This is a genomic window from Aestuariirhabdus litorea (assembly GCF_003864255.1).
GTDB classification, from domain to species: domain Bacteria; phylum Pseudomonadota; class Gammaproteobacteria; order Pseudomonadales; family Aestuariirhabdaceae; genus Aestuariirhabdus; species Aestuariirhabdus litorea.
In genome coordinates, this window is record NZ_QWEZ01000003.1 from 1 (window position 1) to 21722 (window position 21722).

At 54.9% G+C, this 21722-nt stretch carries 35 protein-coding genes; 33 read left to right on the forward strand and 2 right to left on the reverse strand.

Going from position 1 to position 21722, the window contains the following annotated elements; translation table 11 throughout:
• The 30 genes from D0544_RS16745 to D0544_RS16890 all read left to right on the forward strand — a co-directional run.
• The coding region (locus tag D0544_RS16745; protein ID WP_481147845.1) for an EF-Tu C-terminal domain-related protein at positions 1-310 on the forward strand (310 nt) is incomplete at its 5' end.
• Positions 311-481: 171 nt separating this feature from the next.
• A complete protein-coding gene (gene rpsJ, locus D0544_RS16750) occupies positions 482-793 on the forward strand; it encodes a 30S ribosomal protein S10 (protein ID WP_125018396.1) in 312 nt (103 codons plus the stop codon).
• Between the two features lie 119 nt (positions 794-912).
• Positions 913-1551, forward strand: a complete 639-nt coding sequence (gene rplC, locus D0544_RS16755) for a 50S ribosomal protein L3 (protein WP_125018398.1) — start codon at positions 913-915, stop codon at positions 1549-1551.
• 12 nt (positions 1552-1563) lie between these two features.
• Positions 1564-2166, forward strand: a complete 603-nt coding sequence (rplD, locus tag D0544_RS16760) for a 50S ribosomal protein L4 (RefSeq protein WP_125018400.1) — start codon at positions 1564-1566, stop codon at positions 2164-2166.
• Positions 2163-2459, forward strand: a complete 297-nt coding sequence (rplW, locus tag D0544_RS16765; protein ID WP_125018402.1) for a 50S ribosomal protein L23 — start codon at positions 2163-2165, stop codon at positions 2457-2459. Before rplD ends, rplW begins: the two co-directional genes overlap by 4 nt.
• Before the next feature lie 11 nt (positions 2460-2470).
• The gene (gene rplB / locus D0544_RS16770; RefSeq protein ID WP_125018404.1) at positions 2471-3298 is read left to right on the forward strand and encodes a 50S ribosomal protein L2; all 828 of its coding nucleotides are present in this window, start codon (positions 2471-2473) and stop codon (positions 3296-3298) included.
• 19 nt (positions 3299-3317) lie between these two features.
• Entirely contained in the window at positions 3318-3596 is a 279-nt protein-coding gene (rpsS, locus tag D0544_RS16775) for a 30S ribosomal protein S19 (RefSeq protein WP_125018406.1), read from the forward strand.
• A 12-nt stretch (positions 3597-3608) separates the two neighbouring features.
• Entirely contained in the window at positions 3609-3944 is a 336-nt protein-coding gene (gene rplV, locus D0544_RS16780; protein ID WP_125018408.1) for a 50S ribosomal protein L22, read from the forward strand.
• 12 nt (positions 3945-3956) lie between these two features.
• Positions 3957-4640: a 30S ribosomal protein S3 gene (rpsC, locus tag D0544_RS16785; RefSeq protein WP_125018410.1), complete on the forward strand. Its 684-nt coding sequence runs from the start codon at positions 3957-3959 to the stop codon at positions 4638-4640.
• An 11-nt stretch (positions 4641-4651) separates the two neighbouring features.
• A complete protein-coding gene (gene rplP / locus D0544_RS16790; RefSeq protein ID WP_125018412.1) occupies positions 4652-5065 on the forward strand; it encodes a 50S ribosomal protein L16 in 414 nt (137 codons plus the stop codon).
• On the forward strand, positions 5065-5256 hold the full coding sequence (rpmC, locus tag D0544_RS16795) for a 50S ribosomal protein L29 (protein WP_125018414.1): 192 nt from the start codon (positions 5065-5067) through the stop codon (positions 5254-5256). The genes rplP and rpmC overlap by 1 nt, the downstream gene beginning before the upstream one ends.
• Position 5257: 1 nt before the next feature.
• Positions 5258-5524 (forward strand): 30S ribosomal protein S17, encoded by a 267-nt coding sequence (gene rpsQ, locus D0544_RS16800; protein ID WP_125018416.1) that lies wholly within the window; start codon positions 5258-5260, stop codon positions 5522-5524.
• 47 nt (positions 5525-5571) lie between these two features.
• The gene (gene rplN, locus D0544_RS16805) at positions 5572-5940 is read left to right on the forward strand and encodes a 50S ribosomal protein L14 (protein ID WP_125018417.1); all 369 of its coding nucleotides are present in this window, start codon (positions 5572-5574) and stop codon (positions 5938-5940) included.
• Between the two features lie 15 nt (positions 5941-5955).
• The gene (gene rplX, locus D0544_RS16810; RefSeq protein WP_125018419.1) at positions 5956-6270 is read left to right on the forward strand and encodes a 50S ribosomal protein L24; all 315 of its coding nucleotides are present in this window, start codon (positions 5956-5958) and stop codon (positions 6268-6270) included.
• Between the two features lie 18 nt (positions 6271-6288).
• Positions 6289-6828 carry a 50S ribosomal protein L5 gene (rplE, locus tag D0544_RS16815; protein ID WP_125018421.1) on the forward strand — a complete coding sequence of 180 codons (540 nt, stop codon included), beginning with the start codon at positions 6289-6291 and terminating at the stop codon, positions 6826-6828.
• A gap of 15 nt (positions 6829-6843) precedes the next feature.
• Positions 6844-7149 (forward strand): 30S ribosomal protein S14, encoded by a 306-nt coding sequence (rpsN, locus tag D0544_RS16820; protein ID WP_125018423.1) that lies wholly within the window; start codon positions 6844-6846, stop codon positions 7147-7149.
• A gap of 31 nt (positions 7150-7180) precedes the next feature.
• Positions 7181-7573 (forward strand): 30S ribosomal protein S8, encoded by a 393-nt coding sequence (rpsH, locus tag D0544_RS16825; protein WP_125018425.1) that lies wholly within the window; start codon positions 7181-7183, stop codon positions 7571-7573.
• Between the two features lie 9 nt (positions 7574-7582).
• Entirely contained in the window at positions 7583-8116 is a 534-nt protein-coding gene (gene rplF, locus D0544_RS16830; RefSeq protein ID WP_125018427.1) for a 50S ribosomal protein L6, read from the forward strand.
• 14 nt (positions 8117-8130) lie between these two features.
• Positions 8131-8481, forward strand: a complete 351-nt coding sequence (gene rplR, locus D0544_RS16835) for a 50S ribosomal protein L18 (protein ID WP_125018429.1) — start codon at positions 8131-8133, stop codon at positions 8479-8481.
• A 10-nt stretch (positions 8482-8491) separates the two neighbouring features.
• Positions 8492-8995: a 30S ribosomal protein S5 gene (gene rpsE / locus D0544_RS16840; RefSeq protein WP_125018461.1), complete on the forward strand. Its 504-nt coding sequence runs from the start codon at positions 8492-8494 to the stop codon at positions 8993-8995.
• A gap of 4 nt (positions 8996-8999) precedes the next feature.
• Entirely contained in the window at positions 9000-9185 is a 186-nt protein-coding gene (gene rpmD, locus D0544_RS16845; RefSeq protein WP_125018431.1) for a 50S ribosomal protein L30, read from the forward strand.
• A gap of 2 nt (positions 9186-9187) precedes the next feature.
• Positions 9188-9622, forward strand: coding sequence for a 50S ribosomal protein L15 (gene rplO / locus D0544_RS16850; RefSeq protein WP_125018433.1), 435 nt, complete (start codon positions 9188-9190; stop codon positions 9620-9622).
• Complete coding sequence (gene secY, locus D0544_RS16855; RefSeq protein ID WP_125018435.1) at positions 9623-10957, forward strand: preprotein translocase subunit SecY; 1335 nt, start codon at positions 9623-9625, stop codon at positions 10955-10957. It begins immediately after the preceding gene.
• Between the two features lie 28 nt (positions 10958-10985).
• Entirely contained in the window at positions 10986-11102 is a 117-nt protein-coding gene (gene rpmJ / locus D0544_RS16860; protein WP_125018437.1) for a 50S ribosomal protein L36, read from the forward strand.
• Between the two features lie 151 nt (positions 11103-11253).
• On the forward strand, positions 11254-11610 hold the full coding sequence (rpsM, locus tag D0544_RS16865) for a 30S ribosomal protein S13 (RefSeq protein ID WP_125018439.1): 357 nt from the start codon (positions 11254-11256) through the stop codon (positions 11608-11610).
• Between the two features lie 61 nt (positions 11611-11671).
• Positions 11672-12061 (forward strand): 30S ribosomal protein S11, encoded by a 390-nt coding sequence (gene rpsK / locus D0544_RS16870; RefSeq protein ID WP_125018441.1) that lies wholly within the window; start codon positions 11672-11674, stop codon positions 12059-12061.
• A gap of 15 nt (positions 12062-12076) precedes the next feature.
• Positions 12077-12697, forward strand: a complete 621-nt coding sequence (rpsD, locus tag D0544_RS16875) for a 30S ribosomal protein S4 (protein ID WP_125018443.1) — start codon at positions 12077-12079, stop codon at positions 12695-12697.
• 30 nt (positions 12698-12727) lie between these two features.
• A complete protein-coding gene (locus D0544_RS16880; RefSeq protein WP_125018445.1) occupies positions 12728-13729 on the forward strand; it encodes a DNA-directed RNA polymerase subunit alpha in 1002 nt (333 codons plus the stop codon).
• A 43-nt stretch (positions 13730-13772) separates the two neighbouring features.
• Positions 13773-14159, forward strand: coding sequence for a 50S ribosomal protein L17 (gene rplQ, locus D0544_RS16885; protein ID WP_125018447.1), 387 nt, complete (start codon positions 13773-13775; stop codon positions 14157-14159).
• A 70-nt stretch (positions 14160-14229) separates the two neighbouring features.
• On the forward strand, positions 14230-15117 hold the full coding sequence (locus D0544_RS16890) for a diacylglycerol/lipid kinase family protein (RefSeq protein ID WP_164880964.1): 888 nt from the start codon (positions 14230-14232) through the stop codon (positions 15115-15117).
• On the opposite strand, the gene D0544_RS16895 is transcribed toward D0544_RS16890, so the two are convergent.
• Positions 15114-15560: a CBS domain-containing protein gene (locus tag D0544_RS16895; protein WP_125018451.1), complete on the reverse strand. Its 447-nt coding sequence runs from the start codon at positions 15558-15560 to the stop codon at positions 15114-15116. The genes D0544_RS16890 and D0544_RS16895 overlap by 4 nt on opposite strands.
• Positions 15561-15620: 60 nt before the next feature.
• A complete protein-coding gene (uvrA, locus tag D0544_RS16900) occupies positions 15621-18461 on the reverse strand; it encodes an excinuclease ABC subunit UvrA (protein WP_125018453.1) in 2841 nt (946 codons plus the stop codon).
• A gap of 164 nt (positions 18462-18625) precedes the next feature.
• On the opposite strand from uvrA, the gene D0544_RS16905 reads away from it, so the two are divergent.
• From D0544_RS16905 to D0544_RS16915, 3 genes are all read left to right on the forward strand, one after another.
• Positions 18626-19981, forward strand: coding sequence for an MFS transporter (locus D0544_RS16905; RefSeq protein ID WP_207905946.1), 1356 nt, complete (start codon positions 18626-18628; stop codon positions 19979-19981).
• 25 nt (positions 19982-20006) lie between these two features.
• A complete protein-coding gene (gene ssb, locus D0544_RS16910) occupies positions 20007-20600 on the forward strand; it encodes a single-stranded DNA-binding protein (protein ID WP_125018457.1) in 594 nt (197 codons plus the stop codon).
• 183 nt (positions 20601-20783) lie between these two features.
• Complete coding sequence (locus D0544_RS16915; RefSeq protein ID WP_125018459.1) at positions 20784-21578, forward strand: SDR family oxidoreductase; 795 nt, start codon at positions 20784-20786, stop codon at positions 21576-21578.
• Positions 21579-21722 lie beyond the last annotated feature (144 nt).

A 21722-nucleotide genomic window follows, 5' to 3' on the forward strand; every position in this document is an offset into this window, starting at 1 on the left:
TACCAAGCGTGACGACGTTGAGCGTGGTCAGGTACTGGCTAAGCCCGGTTCTATCACTCCTCACACCAAGTTCGAGTCTGAAGTCTACGTGCTGAGCAAGGATGAGGGTGGTCGTCACACTCCATTCTTCAAGGGCTACCGTCCCCAGTTCTACTTCCGTACCACTGACATCACCGGTTCTTGCGAACTGCCTGAGGGTGTTGAGATGGTAATGCCCGGCGATAACGTTCAGATGACCGTTACCCTGATCGCGCCGGTAGCAATGGACGAAGGTCTGCGTTTCGCTATCCGTGAGGGTGGNAGTTATTGAATAAGTAGCTTTTAGTTCAAACCTGAATATAGAGGGGCCCCGCTAGATGCGGGGCCTTTCTTTGCTTGTGTGCTTGACAGCGATCTGGGGCGTCTGTAGAATTGCGCCTCCTTTTGCTATGGCAACATCGCGTGTCTAGCTTAGTTCTTTAATCTTGGAGTTATTTGCATCATGCAAAGCCAGCAAATTCGTATTCGCCTGAAGGCGTTTGATCACCGTCTGATCGACCAGTCCACTCAAGAGATTGTTGAGTCCGCTAAGCGTACTGGTGCCCAGGTGCGTGGTCCTATCCCGCTGCCCACTAAAAAAGAGCGCTTCACCGTATTGATCTCTCCGCACGTCAACAAGGATGCGCGTGATCAGTACGAGATTCGCACTCATAAGCGTCTGCTCGACATCGTTGAGCCTACTGAGAAGACAGTAGATGCGCTGATGAAGCTCGATCTGGCAGCCGGTGTTGAGGTTCAGATTAGCCTGGCGTAACGCTTACCAGATTAATCGATCAAGGTGCACTCGCAATGCGGGTGTATTGTTTGGTGTAACGCTCTGAAATGGGCGGCCATAGCGGGTTAAAGCCCCGTACACATATAGAGGTTAAATCAATGACTATTGGATTAGTCGGCAAGAAGTGCGGTATGACCCGTATTTTTACCGAAGACGGCGTTTCTATCCCCGTCACTGTTGTTGAAGTTGATCCCAATCGAATCACTCAAGTGAAATCCGTAGAGACCGATGGCTATGCAGCTGTTCAGGTAACTACCGGGTCACGTCGCGCTACTCGGGTTACCAAGCCGATGGCAGGCCATTTCGCTAAGGCCAATACCGAAGCCGGTCGTGGTCTGTGGGAGTTTCGTGTGGAAGGCGAAGAGTCTTTCCAGGTGGGTGATCAGCTTGGTGTTGACCGTTTCGAAGCCGGTCAGAAAGTTGATGTTACCGGTCAGTCCAAAGGTAAGGGCTTTGCCGGTGCCATCAAGCGCTGGAATTTCAGCATGCAGGATGCCACTCACGGTAACTCTCTGTCGCATCGTGCGCCAGGTTCTATCGGTCAGTGTCAGACTCCTGGTCGTGTGTTCAAGGGCAAGAAGATGTCCGGGCACATGGGTGCTGAGCGTGTAACCGTCCAGTCACTGGAAGTGGTACGCGTTGATGCAGAGCGTAATCTTCTGCTGATCAAGGGTGCGGTGCCTGGTGCTACAGGTGCTGATGTGGTTGTTCAGCCTGCTGTTAAAGCGCGCGCCTAAGGGGATTAAGCCATGGATTTGAATGTAAATGGTGCAGGAACCCTGCAGGTTTCCGATCGCACTTTCGGTTGTGAGTTTAACGAGACTCTGGTTCACCAGGCCGTTACTGCTTATCTTGCTGGCGCTCGTCAGGGTACTCGTGCCCAGAAGACTCGTAGCGAAGTAAGTGGTGGTGGTCGTAAGCCTTGGCGTCAGAAGGGCACCGGTCGTGCCCGTGCTGGTACCATCCGTAGCCCCATCTGGCGCAGCGGTGGTGTGACCTTTGCTGCCAAGCCGCAGGATCACAGCCAGAAGCTCAACAAGAAGATGTACCGCGCTGCCCTGCGCTCTATTCTCTCCGAGCTGGTTCGCCAGGAGCGTCTGGTGGTAGTTGAGGATTTCGCCGTATCTGCGCCGAAGACCAAAGAAGTTATCGCCAAGCTGAAAGAGCTGGGTGCCGAGAAAGCTCTGATCATCGCTGATTCAGTGGATGAGAATCTGTACCTGGGTGCTCGCAATATCGCTCACGTAGATGTGCGTGATGTTAGCGCGGCTGACCCTGTCAGCATGGTCTCGTACGAAAAAGTGGTAGCGACCGTTGCTGCCCTGAAGAAGTTTGAGGAGATGCTGGGATGAATCAGGAACGCGTTTTCCAGGTACTGCAAGGTCCGCACATTTCCGAGAAGGCGACAATCCTGGCTGAGGCCAAGGGTCAGTACGTGTTCAAGGTAGCTAAGGATGCGACCAAGCTGGAGATCAAAAAGGCCGTCGAGCAGCTGTTCGAAGTGAAGGTCAAGTCTGTTGCCACCGTTAATGTGAAAGGCAAGACGAAACGCACTGTCCGTGGTATGGGCAAGCGTTCTGACTGGAAGAAGGCTTACGTCAGTCTGGAGCAGGGTCAAGACATCGACTTTGCTAATGCAGGGTAAGGGGTAAAAGTATGGCTATTGTAAAATGTAAACCTACTTCCGCTGGTCGTCGCTTTGTCGTCAAGATCGTTAACCCCGATCTGCACAAGGGTGCGCCTTACGCTCCTCTGGTAGAGAAGAAGGGCAAGAATGGCGGTCGTAACAACAATGGACGCATCACTACCCGCCATAAAGGGGGTGGTCACAAGCAGCATTATCGTCTGGTTGATTTCCGTCGTAACAAAGAGGGAATCCCTGCGACTGTAGAGCGTATCGAGTACGATCCTAACCGTACCGCTTACATCGCTCTGCTTAAGTATGCTGACGGTGAGCGTCGTTACATCATCGCCCCCAAGGGTGTTAAAGCAGGTGATCAGCTGATCACTGCAGCAGATGCGCCGATCAAGGCCGGTAACTGCATGCCGCTGCGCAACATTCCTGTGGGTAGTGTGATTCACTGTGTAGAGCTGAAGCCTGGCAAGGGCGCGCAGATCGCGCGTAGTGCCGGTACTTCTGTTCAGTTAGTGGCTCGTGAAGGTTCCTACGTCACCCTGCGTCTTCGCAGCGGTGAGATGCGTAAGGTGCTGGCTGAGTGTGTCGCTACTCTGGGCGAGGTTTCCAACAGCGAACATAACCTTCGTTCCCTCGGTAAGGCCGGTGCCAGCCGTTGGCGCGGTGTTCGTCCGACCGTTCGTGGTGTTGCCATGAACCCGGTTGATCACCCACACGGTGGTGGTGAAGGTCGTACCTCCGGTGGTCGTCATCCTGTGACACCCTGGGGCGTACCTACTAAGGGTCGTAAGACTCGTAGCAACAAGCGCACGGACAAGATGATTGTTCGTCGTCGCGGGTCTAAGTAATTAAATAGAGGAACCGACAGTGCCACGTTCACTAAAAAAAGGTCCATTTATTGACCTTCATTTGTTGAAGAAGGTTGAGGATGCTGTTGAAAAAAACGACAAGCGTCCCATTAAAACTTGGTCGCGTCGATCTATGATTCTGCCTCAAATGGTCGGTCTGACCATCGCGGTTCATAATGGACGTCAACACGTACCCGTCTTCGTTAACGAAGATATGGTTGGTCACAAGCTGGGCGAATTCGCTGCTACCCGCACTTATCGCGGTCATGCTGCGGATAAGAAAGCCAAGAAGCGCTAAGAGGGCATTGAGATGCAAGAAGTAGCTGCTATGCACAAAGGCGCTAACATTTCAGCCCAAAAAGCTCGCTTGGTTGCAGACCAGATTCGCGGGAAAGCGGTTGATGAAGCGCTGAATATTTTAAGTTTCAGTAACAAAAAGGCGGCTGTGCTGGTCAAGAAGGTTCTTGAGTCTGCTATCGCCAATGCTGAACACAACGAAGGGGCCGATGTTGATGAGCTCAAGGTTTCCACCGTCTGCGTAGACGAAGGACGTTCCTTGAAGCGCATCCGACCTCGTGCCAAAGGTCGAGCTGATCGCATCATCAAGCGGTCTTGCCACATTACTGTCAAGGTTGCTGAGAAATAAGGAGACGATCAGATGGGTCAGAAAGTACATCCTACTGGCATTCGCCTCGGTATCGTCAAGAATCATACCTCTGTATGGTACGCCGACGGCCGGGACTACGCGGACAAGCTGATCACCGATCTGCAGGTTCGTGAATTTATCCAGGAGAAGCTGAAGAGCGCCTCCGTTAGCCGTGTGGACATTCACCGTCCATCACAAAGCGCGCGCATCACCATCCACACTGCCCGTCCCGGTATCGTGATCGGTAAGAAAGGTGAAGATGTTGAGAAACTGCGTGCTGAGATTTCCAAGATGATGGGTGTGCCTGTGCACATCAACATCGAGGAAGTGCGTAAGCCTGAGCTGGACGCCATGTTGGTTGCCCAGAACATCTGTGGCCAGTTGGAGCGTCGTGTGATGTTCCGTCGTGCCATGAAGCGTTCTGTGCAGAACACCATGCGTCTGGGTGCCAAGGGAATCAAAATTCAGATCAGCGGCCGTCTAGGCGGTGCTGAGATTGCCCGCACCGAATGGTACCGGGAAGGTCGTGTACCGCTGCACACTCTGCGTGCAGATATCGACTATGCCAGCTACGAAGCTACAACTACGTACGGCATCCTGGGTGTTAAGGTTTGGATCTTCAAAGGCGAAGTGATCGGTGGCGTTCAGCAAGAGCTGGAAGCACCCAAGCCCGCCAAGAAGAAAGCGGCTAAATAAGGAGTACGCACATGTTAATGCCAAAGCGTACGAAGTTTCGTAAGCAACAGAAAGGCCGTAACCGCGGTCTGGCTCAGCGTGGCAGCACAGTTAGCTTCGGTGAGTATGCTCTGAAAGCAACCGGTCGTGGTCGTATCACCGCTCGTCAAATCGAAGCGGCTCGTCGTGCCATGACTCGTCATATCAAGCGTGGTGGTAAGATCTGGATCCGGATTTTCCCCGACAAGCCGATCACTGGTAAGCCGCTTGAAGTGCGTCAGGGTAAGGGTAAGGGTAACGTTGAGTACTGGATCTGCCAGATTCAACCAGGCCGTGTTTTGTACGAAATGGAAGGTGTTTCCGAAGAGCTGGCCCGTGAGGCTTTTGCTCTGGCCGCCGCTAAGCTGCCGATTGAAACCACCTTCGTTAAGCGGACGGTGATGTAATGAAAGCAACAGAACTGCGTGAAAAATCTGTCGAGGAGCTGAATACTCAGCTACTGGCTTTGCGCCGCGATCAGTTTAACTACCGCATGCAACTTGCGACTGGCCAGCTTGGTCAGTCTCATCTGCTGCAGCAGGTTAAGCGTGATATCGCTCGGGTAAAAACTGTGCTGAATGAGAAAGCAGGTAACTAAGATGGCTGACACAGAAAAGAAAGTGCGCACTCTTAGCGGCAGGGTTGTAAGCAACAAAATGGAGAAATCCATTACGGTTCTCGTTGAGCGCCAGGTGAAGCACGACATCTACGGTAAGTACATGACGCGCTCCACCAAGTTGCATGCCCATGACGCAAACAATGAGTGCAATATTGGTGATGTAGTGACTATTCGCGAAATCAAGCCTATGTCGAAGACTAAGTTCTTCGAGCTGGTTTCAATCGATGAGAAAGCTACTCAGATCTAAATTGGATCGAGTCTCGGGCTGAATAAGCCCGGGTACGGAGAAAGAAGATGATTCAAACACAATCAATGCTTGATGTTGCTGATAACAGCGGCGCTCGTCGAGTTATGTGTATCAAGGTCCTGGGTGGCTCCCACCGTCGTTATGCCGGTGTAGGTGACATCATCAAAGTGACCGTTAAGGAAGCGATTCCTCGTGGTAAGGTCAAGAAGGGCCAGGTAATGAACGCTGTTGTTGTTCGTACGCGCAAAGGTGTGCGTCGTCCTGATGGATCCCTGATCCGTTTCGATGGCAACGCTGCCGTACTGCTGAACGCGAGCAATCAGCCGATCGGTACACGTATCTTCGGACCTGTTACTCGTGAACTGCGCGGTGAACAGTTCATGAAGATTATTTCTCTCGCACCTGAAGTGCTGTAAGGAGAGGATTCGGAAATGCGTAAGATTAAAAAAGACGATGAAGTCATCGTTATCACGGGTAAGGACAAGGGTAAGCGCGGCAAGGTCGTTAAAGTAAATGACGACGGCAAGCTTATCGTGTCTGGTATCAATATGGTGAAGAAGCACACCAAGCCTAACCCCATGATGGGTAAGCCTGGTGGCATCGTAGAGAAAGAGGCCGCCATTCAAGCCTCCAATGTCGCCATTTTTAACCCCGAAACTCAAAAAGCAGACCGCGTTGGTTTTGATGGTGAAGGCAAGGAAAAAGTCCGTGTCTTCAAGTCCACCAAAACCAAAATCGACGGTTAATTTGGCTAGGTAACGATCATGGCAAGATTAAAAGAGATCTATAACAATGAGCTGGTGCCTAAGCTGAAAGAAGAGCTTGGTCTGGCGAATGTAAACGAGGTGCCGAAGATCACCAAGATCACCCTGAACATGGGTCTTGGTGAAGCGGTAGCAGATAAGAAGGTTATCGAGTTCGCACTGGCTGACATGGAGAAAATCTCCGGTCAAAAGCCTGTTGTGACTAAAGCTCGTAAATCCGTAGCGGGCTTTAAGGTTCGTGAAGGTTGGCCGATTGGTGTTAAAGTGACTCTGCGCAGCGAGCGCATGTATGAGTTCCTGGATCGCCTGCTGTCTATCTCCATTCCTCGTATCCGCGATTTCCGTGGTCTGAATGCTAAGTCATTCGATGGCCGTGGAAACTACAGCATGGGCGTCAAGGAGCAGATCATGTTCCCGGAAATCGAGTACGATCAGATCGATACTCTCCGTGGACTCGATATCACCGTGACCACCTCTGCTCGTAATGATGACGAAGGTCGTGCGCTGTTAAAGGCGTTCAACTTCCCGTTCAGAAACTAGGAAAGGCTTAGTCTTATGGCAAAGATTTCAATGAAACAGCGTGAGCTGAAGCGTGCGCGTACTGTTGAAAAGTACGCCGCCAAGCGAGCTGCTATCAAGGCTGTGCTGGCCGATATGAACGCGAGTGATGATGACAAGTGGGAAGCCCAGATTGCGCTGCAGAAGCTGCCGCGCAATGCAAGCCCTGTTCGTCAGCGTAACCGTTGCCGGGTAACCGGTCGTCCACACGGTTACCTTCGCAAGTTCGGCCTCAGCCGGATTAAGCTGCGTGAAGCAGCTATGCGTGGTGATGTTCCCGGCCTGGTTAAGGCCAGCTGGTAAATCACTGAATTTAGTTTAGGAGAATTTAGACATGAGTATGCAGGACCCGTTGGCAGATATGCTGACTCGTATCCGTAATGCCCAGATGGCAGAGAAAGCCTCTGTCAGCATGCCCTCCTCCAAGATCAAGGTCGCTGTTGCGAAGGTCTTGAAGGATGAAGGTTATGTGGGTGAATTTACTGTCGAAGGTGACGCTAAGCCTGTGCTGAGCATCGAGCTCAAGTACTTCGAAGGCAAGCCCGTCATCGAGCAGTTGAAGCGCACTAGCCGTCCAGGGCTGCGCGCCTATTCCAGTAAGGATGATCTGCCCAAGGTCAATGGCGGCCTGGGCGTAGCTATCGTCTCCACCAATCGTGGTGTGATGACTGATCGTGCTGCACGCGCTGCTGGCGTGGGTGGCGAAATCCTTTGCACCGTATTCTAAGGGGGAACTATGTCTCGAGTAGCTAAAGCCCCAGTAGAAATCCCAAGCGGTGTTCAGGTCACTCTTAATGGTCAGGAACTGTCCATTAAAGGTGGAAAAGGTACTCTGCAGCTCGACATTCACAACAATGTCGAAGTTAAGCAGGAAGAGAATGTGCTGACCTTCGCTCCACGCGATGGTGCTAAGCAATCTCGTGCGCTGGCGGGTACCACTCGTGCCCTCGTTAACAACATGGTTGTTGGCGTAACCCAGGGATACGAGAAGAAACTGCAGTTGATCGGTGTTGGTTACCGTGCGGCAGCTCAGGGTAATACCCTGAACCTGACCCTGGGCTATTCCCACCCCGTTAATTACGACCTTCCCGAAGGCGTAACTGCAGAAACCCCAAGCCAGACTGAAGTTGTTATCAAAGGTATCGACAAGCAGTTGGTTGGACAGGTTGCGGCTGAAATTCGCTCGTTCCGTCCGCCCGAGCCTTACAAGGGCAAGGGTGTTCGCTACGCTGACGAGTTTGTTCGTCGTAAAGAGGCTAAGAAGAAGTAAGGTGGGGCATTGAAATGAGCGTTAAAAGAGAATCCCGTTTGCGTCGTGCCCGCCGTGCTCGCTTTAAAATGCGTGAACTCGGTGCGGTTCGTCTCAGTGTGCATCGTTCCAATCAACACATCTACGCCCAGCTGATCAGCGGCGAGGGTGACAAGGTGTTGGCCAGTGCTTCTACGCTGGATAAGGAACTGCGTGAAGGTGCAACCAGTAATGTTGATGCTGCCAGCAAAGTCGGTGCTCTGATTGCAGAGCGCGGTAAAGCTGCCGGCGTTACCAAGGTTGCGTTTGATCGCTCCGGTTACAAGTATCACGGTCGTGTGAAGGCTCTTGCAGATGCCGCACGCGACGGTGGTCTGGAATTCTAAGGGTAGAAACATGGCGAACAACGAACGTAAAAGTGACGACGGCTACATCGAGAAACTGGTTGGAGTCAACCGTGTTGCCAAGACCGTAAAAGGTGGTCGTATCTTCAGCTTTACCGCACTGACCATCGTTGGTGACGGTAACGGTAAGGTAGGCTTCGGCCGCGGCAAGGCACGCGAAGTGCCGGTTGCCATCCAGAAGTCGATGGAAAATGCACGTCGCAACATGATTGAGGTGGATCTCAACGGTACTACTCTGCAGTACCCCGTTAAGGCCCGCCACGGTGCATCCAAGGTTTACATGCAGCCAGCATCTGAAGGTACCGGTGTTATCGCCGGTGGTGCAATGCGTGCTGTACTGGAAGTTGCAGGTGTTCAAAACGTACTGGCTAAGTGCTACGGCTCAACCAACCCCGTTAACGTCGTTTACGCGACCTTCAAGGGTTTGAAAGAGATGCGTGCACCTGCGTCAGTGGCCGCCAAGCGCGGTAAGTCTGTCGAAGAGATTCTGGGGTAGTACAATGGCTGAGAAAAAGATCAAAGTAACCCTGGTCCGCTCAACCAACGGTCGCCTGCAGAACCACAAGGCTTGTGTCCTTGGTCTCGGGCTGCGCCGCATTGGTCACACTGTTGAGGTGGAAGACACCCCTTCAGTGCGCGGTATGATCAACAAAGTATCTTACATGGTACAGGTTGAGGGAGAGTAATTATGCAACTTAATACCCTTGCACCTGCTCCTGGTAGCCGTAAGTCCGGCAAGCGTGTCGGCCGCGGTATCGGTAGTGGATTAGGCAAAACCTGTGGCCGTGGCCACAAGGGTCTGAAGTCCCGTTCAGGTGGCAGTGTAAAGCCTGGGTTTGAAGGGGGTCAGCAGCCGCTGGCTCGCCGTCTGCCCAAGTACGGCTTTAGCTCTCGTCTTGCGCGCGTTACCGCTGAGGTTCGTCTTAACGAGCTGGCTGGTATCGATGCTGACGTGATTGATCTCGACGCCCTCAAGGCAGCTGATATCATCAACGGAAGCATGCAGCGCGCCAAGGTAGTGCTGTCTGGTGAGATCACCAAGGCTGTAACCCTTAAAGGGCTTATGGTAACTAAAGGTGCTCGCGCTGCTATTGAAGCGGCCGGTGGTAAGATCGAGGAATAAATGGCTAAGAAAGGATCAACCCCTTCAATGGGTAACCAGAGTGGCCTCAGTGAGTTGTGGGCCCGTCTGAGATTTGTCTTGTTGGCAATCATCGTTTATCGGATTGGTGCACACATACCGGTTCCGGGAATTAACCCGGACCGTCTGGCGCAGCTGTTTAACCAAAACGAGGGGACGATCCTTAGCCTGTTCAATATGTTTTCGGGTGGTGCCCTGGAGAGAATGTCCGTTCTCGCCCTGGGTATCATGCCGTACATATCGGCATCGATCATCATGCAGTTGATGTCGGTTGTCAGTCCACAGCTTGAGCAGCTGAAGAAAGAGGGTGAGTCCGGTCGCCGGAAGATCAGCCAATATACACGTTACGGTACTGTGCTTCTGGCGCTGGTACAGGGTTTCGGTATGACGGTTGGTCTAGCGAACCAGGGTATCGCCTTCACAGCGGATGCAAGCTTCTACTTTGTTGCGGTTACTACCTTTGTTACCGGCGCTGTCTTTATGATGTGGCTGGGCGAGCAGATAACCGAAAAAGGGATTGGCAACGGTATCTCAATTCTGATCTTCGCAGGTATCGTGGCGGGACTGCCCAGTGCAATCGGACAGTCCTTTGAATCCGCACGGCAGGGTGATATCAACATCATCGCGCTGCTGGCGATCGCCACTCTGGCGGTAGTAGTGATCGGTTTTGTTGTCTTCGTAGAGCGTGGGCAGCGTCGTATCACCGTGAATTACGCCAAGCGTCAGCAGGGCCGTAAGGTCTTCGCTGCGCAAACCAGCCACCTGCCGCTGAAGGTGAACATGGCCGGGGTTATCCCCGCTATCTTTGCCAGCAGCATCCTGCTGTTCCCGGCTTCCATCGGGCAGTGGTTTGGTCAGAGTGAAGGGATGGAGTGGTTGCAGGATATCGCCTTGGCGATCGGTCCTGGCCAGCCTCTGAACATTGTATTGTTCTCGGCCGGTATCATTTTCTTCTGCTTCTTCTACACTGCGCTGGTGTTTAACCCGAACGATGTGGCCGACAACCTGAAGAAGTCGGGCGCCTTTATTCCCGGTATTCGTCCCGGTGAGCAGTCTGCACGCTATATTGACGGCGTGTTGACCCGGCTGACCTTGTTCGGTGCCTTGTATATGACCGCTGTGTGCCTGCTCCCGCAGTTCCTGGTGGTCGCATGGAATGTGCCGTTCTACCTTGGTGGAACTTCATTGTTGATCGTGGTTGTGGTGGTGATGGACTTTATGTCTCAGGTACAGTCACACCTGATGTCACATCAGTATGAATCCTTGATGAAGAAATCTAACCTGAAAGGTTATGGCAGCGGCGGTTTGCTGCGCTAAGCCTCTCCGGTTAGCTTTGGAGTAGATTATGAAAGTACGTGCATCAGTGAAGAAGATCTGCAGAAACTGCAAGATTATTCGTCGCAACGGTTCCGTCCGTGTTATCTGCAGTTCTGAGCCTCGCCACAAGCAGCGCCAGGGCTAATTAAGATAACGGATCCGCTAGTCCTCCGCCCGGCCACTTATATTGGTCGGGCGGTTGATTTATTAATCAACTGAAGGTATGCTGTCCCGCCTTTTGGGATGGCCCCTGTTAGCAGGGGTGCCTTTGTCCGTAAAAAAATGGAGTAAATTGGATGGCCCGTATAGCTGGCGTCAATATTCCAGATAACAAACACGCTGTTATCTCTCTTACCTATATCTATGGTGTGGGTAAAACAACTGCTCAGCAGCTGTGCGCGGAAACCGGTATTGATCCGGTTACCAAGATCGGCTCATTGAGCGATGAACAGGTTGATGTTCTCCGTGATGCGGTTTCCAAGCTGGTTACCGAAGGTGATCTGCGTCGTGAAGTCAGCATGAACATCAAACGACTCATGGATTTGGGTTGCTACCGCGGTCTGCGTCATCGTCGCAGTCTTCCCCTCCGCGGCCAGCGCACCAAGACCAATGCGCGTACTCGTAAGGGTCCTCGCAAGCCGATTCGTAAGTAATCAAGCCTTCGCTTGCTGATGGCAGGCGGTGGTCAAATTTTTATATAGGAATGATTCTGATATGGCAAAGCCAGGTACTAGATCACGTAAAAAGGTTAAAAAGACGGTTGTCGACGGGGTTGCCCACATCCACGCCTCTTTTAACAACACCATCGTGACCATTACCGACCGTCAGGGTAACGCATTGGCATGGGCCACCGCAGGTGGATCCGGCTTCCGTGGTTCTCGTAAGAGCACCCCGTTCGCAGCTCAGGTAGCTGCTGAGCGTGCAGGCAATGCAGCCGCTGAATACGGTCTGAAGAATTTAGACGTATGTGTAAAAGGACCGGGCCCAGGCCGGGAATCTGCTATACGCGCTCTAAATGCTTGTGGTTACAAAATTACCAACATCACCGATGTGACGCCGATCCCGCATAACGGTTGTCGTCCACCCAAGAAGCGCCGCGTGTAAGTAGGAGACGGTTAAATGGCTAGATATATAGGTCCCAAGTGTAAACTGTCTCGTCGCGAAGGTACTGATCTGTTTCTGAAGAGCGGTGTACGCGCTCTCGATTCAAAGTGTCAGCTCGAGACCCCTCCAGGACAGCACGGCCAGCGCCGTGGTCGCCTGTCAGACTACGGACTTCAGCTTCGTGAGAAGCAGAAGGTACGTCGTATCTACGGTATCCTGGAGAAGCAGTTCCGCAGCTATTACAAGGAAGCTGATCGTCTGAAGGGCGCCACTGGCGTTAACTTGCTTCAGCTTCTTGAATCCCGTCTGGATAACGTTGTTTATCGTATGGGATTCGGCTCCACTCGCGCCGAAGCGCGTCAGCTGGTTAGCCACAAATCCATTACTGTAAATGGCAAGGCAGTGAATATTCCTTCCTACCAGGTTAAGAGCGGTGATGTGGTTGCTGTCCGTGAGAAGTCCAAGACCCAGTTGCGTATCGCATCTGCTCTTGAACTGGCGGCTCAGCGTGGCACTCCTGAGTGGATTGATGTAGACGCCGGCAAGAAAGAGGGTGTTTTCAAATCCGTTCCTGAGCGCAGCGACCTGTCAGCTGAGATCAACGAAAACCTGATCGTCGAGCTTTACTCCAAGTAAGGGATAGACATTAAGTAGGGTATTACATCCATGCAGAGTTCCGTAACCGATTTTCTAACTCCCCAGCGTATCGACGTTCAGGAGATTAGCGCTACCCGAGCCAAAGTCACTCTGGAGCCTCTCGAGCGAGGTTTTGGTCATACTTTGGGTAACGCCCTGCGCCGCATTCTGCTCTCCTCCATGCCCGGCTGTGCCGTGGTTGAGGTGGAGATTGATGGCGTAGAGCACGAATACAGTGCCTTAGAAGGGGTGCAGGAGGATGTAATTGAGATCCTGCTTAACCTGAAAGGTGTAGCGATCAAAATGCACGAACGTGATGAAGCTGTCCTGACCCTTTCCAAGAAAGGTGAGGGTGCAGTGACTGCAGCTGATATCCAGCTTGATCACAGCATTGAGATCGTTAATCCCGATCACGTAATTGCCAACCTGGCTCCGGCCGGAGAGCTCAGCATGAGACTCAAGGTAAAGCGTGGTCGTGGTTATGAGCCCGCAGATTCTCGTATCAGTGACGAAGACGAAACCCGCTCTATCGGCCGTCTGCAAATCGACGCAACCTACAGCCCCGTTCATCGTGTGGCCTACGTTGTCGATAGCGCCCGTGTAGAGCAGCGTACCGACCTCGACAAGCTGGTGCTGGATCTGGATACCGATGGCACCCTGGATCCTGAAGAAGCAATCCGCCGAGCTGCAACCATTCTGCAGCAGCAATTGGCGACCTTTGTTGACCTTCAGGGCCCTGGTGAGCCGGTTCAGGAGCAGAAAGAGGATGAAGTCGATCCAATTCTGCTGCGCCCGGTTGATGATCTGGAGCTGACTGTTCGTAGCGCCAACTGCCTCAAGGCAGAGAACATCTACTACATTGGTGACCTGATTCAGCGTACCGAAGTTGAGCTGTTGAAAACGCCTAACCTGGGTAAGAAATCCCTTACCGAGATTAAGGACGTGCTCGCATCTCGCGGTCTGTCACTGGGAATGCGGTTGGATAACTGGCCGCCTGCAAGTTTGAAGAACGACGATAGGATTTCTGCCTAACGTCTTTGTAACCAGATTAGTACTCTGGTAAGGAATTAGAGTTATGCGTCATCGCAAGAGTGGTAGAAAGCTTAACCGCACCAGCTCGCACCGTAAGGCCATGTTCCAGAACATGACCTGTTCACTGGTCGAGCATGAAGTGATCAAGACCACGTTACCCAAGGCTAAAGAGCTGCGTCGTGTAGCTGAGCCGATGATCACCCTGGCCAAGCAGGACTCAGTAGCTAACCGTCGTCTGGCGTTCGATCGCCTGCGCGACAAGGCTGCTGTAGGCAAGCTGTTCAGTGAAATCGGTCCTCGCTACGCGGAGCGTCCCGGTGGTTATATCCGCATTCTCAAGTGTGGATTCCGTGCCGGTGACCAGGCCCCTATGGCCTTCGTCGAGCTGGTCGATCGCCCGGTAGCCGAAGAGGCTGCTAGCGAAGAGTAAGTGGTAACACCTACTGCAAAAAAGCCGGGCATCTGCTCGGCTTTTTTGTTTCTGGAAGGGGAGCATTGTGTTGGCCGATTATCCGCACAAACGCCTGCTGCTGGTCGTCAATCCCACCGCGGGTCGGCGAAATCAGCGGCTTCTTGACCTCACGCTGGCCCATCTGAAGGTGCTGGGCTGGCTCGTCGAACGCTACGAAACCCGCGCGGCCGGTGATGCCTGTGCCTATGTCGAGTCCTATACAGGCACTGCCCGGCTGGTCGTTGCGGCGGGAGGGGATGGCACCGTCAACGAGGTAATCAATGGGCTGGCAGCGCGCAGTGACCGGCTCACGCTCGCCATTATCCCCCTGGGTACCACTAATGTGGTGGCCAGGGAGTTGGGTTTACCCAGCTCGGCCAAGGAGTTGGCGAGACTCATGGACCAAAACCACTGTCAACCGTGCTACTGGCCTCGGGTAAATGGTCGCCTTTTCGCCTTTTCAGTGGGGGTGGGATTCGATGCCGCTGTGGTGCGCGGGGTAAACCTGGCGGTTAAGCGACGCTGGGGGAAGCTGGCCTATGGGCTGGCTGCCCTCGCCCCCTGGCTGTGTTGGCGATCACGAGATTACCAGGTGCAGGTCGATGGTCAGCCCTACCGGGCGGATTCAATACTGGTCAGTAATGGTCGCTTTTATGCCGGTAGCTTTGTTATCGCTGAACGGATGCGTTTGCAGCGACCCGAGGTGCAGGTGTTGTTGATTCAGGCGGCTTCACCCTTGGCGCTGATGCGGGTGCTGTTGGCGCTTCCCCTGGGCCGCTTCGAACGGATGACCACGGTCCGATCCTTGACGGCGCGTCATCTGAGTGTGCAGGGAGCTGGCGATGAGTCGCTGCAGGTTGATGGGGACTGCGAAGGTGCGCTGCCACTGACCCTCAGTGTACCCGCTGAACCCATGCCGGTGATCTGTGCTGACTAGCTGGCGGCCGGGCGGTTACGTTCTTTCAGTAGGTCTACGCAGAGGCGGACAAAATCGACCGAAGTGACCATGCCTACCAGGCGTTCCTGCTCCAGCACCGGTAGGCAGCCGTGTTTACTGTTGAGAAAGAAGCGCCCCGCCTCCTCCAGGGGGGTGTTGGGGGTGGCGGTGACAACCCCGCTGGAGTACACCTCCTCAACCCGTATCTGGTTGCCAAAGTTGGCCAGGTCGACCTCCCCACTGGATTTGGCAAGATAAAAGGCCTCCCGTAGCAGGTGCTTTTGGGATAACAGCCCCAGGAAGTTACCGCTGCTGCTGTCGAGTACCGGCAGGTGACGGATGTTGTGCTGGGTCATCAGGCCGTTAACCAGTTTTAGGGAGTCGCTCTCAACACAGCTGATCACCTCGCGGGTCATAATGTCGGCAACGGTTTGAGCCTGCATGGTGATTCCTCCGGCAGATAAGGCTTTAAATAAGCTTAGCTCACCTTCAACGCTTTGTGCCTAACCCGCTAGTCGCCCCTTTTCCAGTATTGGCTTGAGGAAGCGGCCGGTATACGAGTTCTCGTTCTCGGCAACGGCTTCGGGCGTGCCGGTCGCTATAATTTCTCCCCCGCCATCTCCCCCCTCGGGCCCCAGGTCAATCAACCAGTCAGCCGTTTTGATCACGTCAAGGTTGTGCTCGATGACGACGACCGTGTTGCCGTGGTCGCGCAGACGGTGGAGCACGCCCAGAAGCTGGCGGATATCGTGGAAATGGAGGCCGGTGGTAGGTTCGTCCAGAATGTAGAGGGTTTTGCCAGTGTCGCGTTTGGAGAGCTCCTTGGCGAGCTTGACCCGCTGCGCTTCTCCGCCGGAGAGGGTGGTGGCGTTTTGCCCCAGGTGTATATAGGTAAGCCCAACGTCCATCAGGGTCTGTAGCTTGCGGCGAATAGCGGGTACTGCATCGAAGAAGAGCAGCGCTTCCTCAATGGTCATCTCCAGTACCTCGTCGATGCTTTTGCCCTTGTAGTGAATGTCGAGGGTTTCACGGTTGTAGCGTTTACCCTTGCAAACGTCGCAGGGTACATAGATGTCTGGCAGGAAGTGCATCTCCACCTTGATTACGCCATCTCCCTGGCAGGATTCACAGCGGCCACCTTTGACGTTAAAGCTGAAACGACCAGGCTTGTAGCCCCGGGAGCGTGCCTCCTGGGTGCCCGCAAATAGCTCGCGGATGCCGGTAAAGATACCGGTGTAGGTGGCCGGATTGGATCGCGGCGTGCGCCCGATGGGGCTTTGGTCGATATCGATACATTTGTCGAAATGGGAGAGACCAGTCACACAGGAGTGGGGGGCCGGGGTAAGGGTGGTGGCACCGTTCAGTGCGGTCGCGCACAGCGGATAGAGAGTGCCGTTGATCAGGGTAGACTTGCCGGATCCGGAAACACCGGTGATGCAGGTCATCAGTCCAACTGGTATATCGAGGTCGACGTTTTTCAGGTTGTTGCCACAAGCCCCTCGGAGGCTGAGGCGGTGTTTTTGATCGGCCGCTGTGCGTTGAGCCGGAATAGTGATTGCTTCCTTACCGGTAAGGTATCTACCGGTAAGGGAGGCGTCGTTACTCATTACCTGTTCCGGGGTGCCCTGGGCGACAATCTCACCGCCGTGCACGCCGGCTCCCGGGCCGATATCGACGACGTGATCCGCGAGCCGTATGGCGTCTTCGTCGTGCTCCACCACGATCACCGTATTACCGAGATTACGCAGGTGGGTGAGGGTGTTAAGTAAGCGCTCATTATCGCGCTGATGGAGGCCAATGGAGGGCTCATCCAGGATGTACATGACGCCCACCAGGCCGGCGCCAATCTGGCTCGCCAGGCGGATGCGCTGGGCTTCGCCACCGGAAAGGGTGTCGGCGCTACGGTCGAGGGTCAGGTAGTTAAGCCCCACGTTGACAAGAAATTGTAGCCGCTCGCGGATCTCTTTGAGAATTTTGTCGGCGATCTCACCTTTTCGTCCGGGCAGGCTCAGCCGCTCGAAGTACTCCAGCGCGGCACCCACTTGCCGTGAGGTGATATCGGGCAGGGTCTCAGTGTCGATATAGACATGGCGGGCATCCCGGCGCAGGCGGCTACCTTTGCAGGAGGGACAGGGCTGGGTGCTCAGGTATTTGGCCAGCTCCTCGCGCACGCTTTGGGAGTCGGTGTCGCGGTAGCGACGCTCCATGTTGGGAATAATGCCCTCGAAGCGATGCTTGCGCTGCATCACATCGCCGCGGTCGTTAACGTAGTTAAAGCTGATCTGCTCGTCGCCGCTGCCATGGAGAATACACTTCTGGTGCTCTTCGCTGAGTTCGCTAAAGGGGGTGTCGATGTCAAAGTGGTAATGCTTGGCGAGCGAAACCAGCATCTGGAAGTAGTAAACGCTGCGCCGGTCCCAGCCGCGGATAGCCCCCTCAGCGAGGGTGGAGTCGGGGTGGCTGATGATACGAGAGCCATCAAAGAACTGCTTGACGCCTAGTCCGTCGCAGGAAGGGCAGGCACCGGCCGGGTTGTTAAAGGAGAAGAGGCGGGGCTCGAGTTCGTTGATACTGTGGCCGCAGGTTGGGCAGGCGAAACGGGCGGAAAAGACCATCTCCCCCTGCTCGTCATCCATAAAGGCCACCAGGGCGATGCCGTCTGCCAGCTCGAGGGCGGTCTCGAAGGATTCAGCCAGGCGCAGCTGCAGGTCCTCACGAACCTTGAAGCGATCCACCACCACCTCGATACTGTGCTTCTTGCGCTTGTCGAGGGTGGGCACCTGGTCGAGATCGACAACGATGCCATTGACCCGTACTCGAACAAACCCCTGGGTACGCAGTTCATGGAATACGTGCAGGTGTTCCCCCTTGCGCTCGCGTACCACGGGAGCCAGCAGCATCAGCTTGGTGCCCTCCTCAAGGGCCAGCACCTGGTCCACCATCTGGCTGACGGTCTGGGCCTCGAGGGGGAGGTCGTGGTCCGGGCAACGGGGTGTGCCGGCACGGGCAAACAGCAGGCGCAGGTAGTCGTAGATCTCGGTGATGGTGCCGACGGTGGAGCGTGGGTTGTGGCTGGTGGACTTTTGCTCGATAGAGATGGCCGGCGAGAGTCCCTCGATATGATCGATATCGGGCTTCTCCATCATCGACAGGAACTGGCGAGCGTAGGTGGAGAGCGATTCCACGTAGCGTCGCTGTCCCTCGGCATAGAGCGTGTCGAACGCCAGCGATGATTTTCCGGACCCCGAGAGGCCGGTGATAACGACCAGTTTGTCGCGCGGAATTTCAATGTCGATATTCTTCAGGTTGTGGGTGCGGGCACCCCTTACGACGATATTTTCCACGACTCCTCCTGTGTTGGGCGGGCGTCAACCGAACCGCCGAGTATAACGGTTTTGGGCCGCTAGAGCAGCTTGGGGAATGGTGAAACTGCGTTAGTGATTGGTGGCCTTAGCTGTTAAAATTCCCCCCTTTTATGAAACTGGCACATAACGGACGGGTACTCTCTATGGACAGTGCGGAACTCAAGGCGACGGCCTCGCTGGCGTCTGTCTTCGCATTTCGGATGCTGGGGCTGTTTATGGTGTTGCCCGTGCTGGCCGTCTATGGCGGAGAGCTTGAGGGGGCGACGCCGGCGCTGATCGGTATTGCGATTGGGGGCTATGGCCTGACCCAGGCGCTGCTGCAGATCCCCTTCGGCATGATGTCGGATCGCATCGGGCGCAAGCCGGTGATCGTCGCTGGGCTGCTGCTGTTTGCTGCAGGCAGTCTGTTGGCCGCCGGAGCGGATAGCATCTATGGGGTGATTGTCGGGCGTTGCCTGCAGGGTGCCGGTGCGATCGCCAGTACCATTTTGGCTCTGCTCTCCGACCTGACCCGGGAGCAAAGTCGCACCAGGGCGATGGCGGTGGTGGGAATGAGTATTGGGCTCTCCTTCTGCGTGGCGATGGTGGTGGGTCCGCTGGTGACGGCCTGGTTTGGGTTGACGGGCCTGTTTATGGTGACGGCGGCGCTGTCGATGGTGGCGTTGGTGATCATTGTGTGGGGGGTTCCCACTCCGCGTATTTTACGCTCTCACAGTGATACCCTGGCGGTCAGTAGCCAGATTCGGGCAACCCTCTCCAATACGCAGCTGCTGCGGCTGGATTTCGGGATTTTTATGCTCCATGGGGTGCTCATGGCGTTGTTTGTCGCCGTGCCCCTGGCCCTGCAAGGTGAAGCGGGGCTGCCCCGGGAGCAGCACTGGTGGGTGTACCTGCTGTGCCTGTTTGCGGCGTTTGTGGCGATGGTGCCATTTATCATCATCGGTGAGAAAAAACGCCAACTGAAAAACGTCTTTGTCGGCGCCGTGGCGCTGTTAACGCTGAGTGAATTGAGCCTGCTGTGGAGTCATACTTCGCTGTGGCCCATGGTCGGCAGCCTGTTTCTTTTTTTTATGGCCTTCAACCTGCTGGAGGCGACCCTGCCATCGTTAATCAGCAAGCTGGCCCCTGCGGGTAATAAGGGTACGGCGATGGGGGTTTACTCCACCAGTCAGTTTCTGGGGGCGGCGCTGGGGGGGGTCTCCGGTGGCGCGGTTTACCAGCTGCATGGGTTTGAGGGTGTATTTCTATTGGCGGCGCTGGGGTCGGCGATTTGGCTGCTGTTCAGTGCTACCATGGAGCAGCCCCCCTATCTGAGCTCCATGGTGGTAGGATTGGATGGGATGGATGAAGACCCCGCCAGGGTGGGGGAGGCCTTGGCCAGGGTGCCGGGTGTGGTCGAGGTGGTGGTGATCAGTAAAGAGCGGGCGGCCTACCTCAAGGTGAAGAGTGAACAGCTGGATACCGATGCGCTGGCGGCGCTTGGTGTGTATCTGGATTAAGTGATTGGAGTATCAGGAGAGTTTCATGCGTGGTGTAAATAAGGTCATTATTGTCGGTAACCTGGGGGCGGACCCCGAGGTGCGTTACATGCCCAATGGTAATGCGGTTGCGAACCTCAGTGTTGCGACAAGCGAGCAGTGGAAGGATAAAAATACCGGACAGCCGCAGGAAAAGACCGAATGGCACCGGGTGGTGATGTTTGGCAAGCTTGCGGAGATTTCGGGGCAGTACCTGCGTAAGGGCTCCAAGGTCTACCTGGAGGGCAAGCTACAGACCCGTAAGTGGCAAGACCAGCAGGGACAGGATCGTTATACCACCGAAATCGTGGTCGATATCAATGGCCAGATGCAGATGCTCGATGGTCGTGGAGAGGGTCCCGCCCAGGGCGGCGCCTATCAGCAGGCACCACAACAGGCAGCGCCCCAGCAGCCCCAAGGACAGGGCGGCTATCAGCAGCAGCCCGCCCAACAGCAGCGGCAGCCGCAAGCAGGTTATCAGCAGCAGGCGCCGCAGCAGCGCCAGCCGGGTGGATATCAACAATCGCCCCAGGGGCAGCCGCCTGCCCAGCAGCCTGCGCCGGGTGGTTTCGACGACTTTGATGATGACATTCCCTTCTAGGATTTACCTGAGGCGTCAGTGTTGATGTAAAAAGCCCTGTTTTAACAGGGCTTTTTTTATGGGTGTAAGGTTGGGCCGGGGCGGGGGGCGAGTGTTGCCAGGCCCCCATTGGGGGGGTTGGACGAGGCTGGGTCTTGGGGTAGTGTGGCAGCACTTACAACAAAAATAAGCGGAGTAATCAGGATGTACAGCAATAAGGTCGTATGGATAACCGGCGCTTCTTCCGGTATCGGGGAGGCGCTGAGCTACCAGTTCGCCGGCCAGGGAGCAAGTTTGGTGTTGTCGGCGCGCCGGCAGCAGGAGCTGGAGCGGGTCAGGCTGGCCTGCATTGAACGGGGAGCGGATGCGGAGCGGGTCTGGGTTGTGCCCCTTGATGTAGGCGAGATCGAGAGCCTGCCCGGGGTGGTCGATGAGGTGGTTGCGCTCAGTGGTCGGGTGGATCTTCTGGTCAACAACGCAGGTGTATCGCAGCGCTCGCTTTGCAAGGATACCGATATCTCGGTCTATAAGCGGTTGTTGGATGTCGATGTGCTGGGGCAAATCGCTTTAACCCGTGCGCTGTTGCCTTATATGCTTGAGCGGGGCGAGGGGCAGCTGGCGGTCACTTCCAGTGTGGCCGGCAAGGTGGGTGTTAAGTACCGTACGGGTTACTGCGCGGCCAAGCATGCCGTGATTGGCTTTTTTGATGCGCTGCGGGCGGAGGTGGCGTCGGAGGGGATCTCGGTTTCCACGATTATCCCTGGCTTTATTCGTACGTCGGTGGCCACTAATGCGCTGACCGCCAGTGGCAATACCGCGGGCAAGAGTGATGCGGATGTCGACGGCGGCATGGATGTTGACCGCTGCGCAGCGGTCATACTGAAGGGACTGGCTGCCCGCAAGCCGGAAATTCCTGTTGGCGACGGAGCCGAGATGAAGGTGCTCTGGTTAAAACGACTGTTCCCCTCGCTCGTGTATCGCATGGTGGCCAATCGTTGAGGGGGCGGTAGGTAGATATACCTATTCTGCACAAAGGCACAGAAAAGGGAGTTGACGAAGTCGCTGCTCGCTATATAATGCGCGTCCTTCTCAACGACAAGGCACCGCCAAGGCGGGGGAAATCTGGCGTTGAGAGGGGATTTC